The organism is Liquorilactobacillus sicerae, assembly GCF_029916425.1.
In the GTDB taxonomy this organism is placed as follows: domain Bacteria; phylum Bacillota; class Bacilli; order Lactobacillales; family Lactobacillaceae; genus Liquorilactobacillus; species Liquorilactobacillus sicerae.
In genome coordinates this window covers 1-658 of sequence record NZ_JAHAVQ010000081.1, presented here as the reverse complement: position 1 = coordinate 658, position 658 = coordinate 1, and the positions used below count along the sequence as shown (strand labels likewise).

Below are 658 nucleotides of genomic sequence, written 5' to 3'. Positions count from 1 at the left end.
AGGCTAAATTGTATGAGCGAGAGGAACAAAAACGTGAGGAAGAACATGCTAAGTTGTCAGGCACGAAATTAGATGTTGCTTGGGGCTCTCAAATTCGATCATATATTTTTCAACCTTACCGAATGGTGAAGGATTTGCGTTCGGGCTACGAAACCGGTGATACAGATGGGGTCATGGATGGCGATTTGGATCCATTTATTAATGCTTACTTAAAATGGAAGCTCTCCCAAAAAAATCCTGAATAATTTTTTTTAATTAGTCTCATTAATTTGAGGCTTTTTTATGTTATCTTTTAGATGCGGTGGCATACGTCCCGCACATGAAAACTGAATATTAGTAAGACACAAGGAGTTTCATAATTATGAAGAAATGGTTATTGAGTTTACTTGCGTTGGCAGCTATTGGCGGTGCGTCATTGACGAGCGCTAATCTTGGTACAAGCGCCTTCGCAGCTTCTAAGTCAAAGTTGACTGGAAAGGTCTTAGCTGTTGGTTCAACAGCACTTCAGCCCCTCGCCGAGCAGCTCGGTGAGCGTTTTTCAAGTGCACATTCCTCAGTCCAAATCACGGTTCAAGGTGGTGGTTCTGGTGCCGGCTTAACACAGGTTCAAGCTGGCTCAGTCCAAATTGGTGATTCGGATATCTTCGCTTCACAAGAA

1 protein-coding gene and 1 pseudogene are annotated in these 658 nt (G+C 42.9%); both read left to right on the top strand.

What is annotated here, in order from left to right:
- Window positions 1-245 (top strand): annotated as a pseudogene (gene prfB / locus KH893_RS11325) (peptide chain release factor 2); the annotation flags it as partial.
- Window positions 246-361: 116 nt separating this feature from the next.
- A partial coding sequence (locus KH893_RS11320; RefSeq protein ID WP_281166214.1) for a substrate-binding domain-containing protein occupies window positions 362-658 on the top strand: 297 nt, incomplete at its 3' end.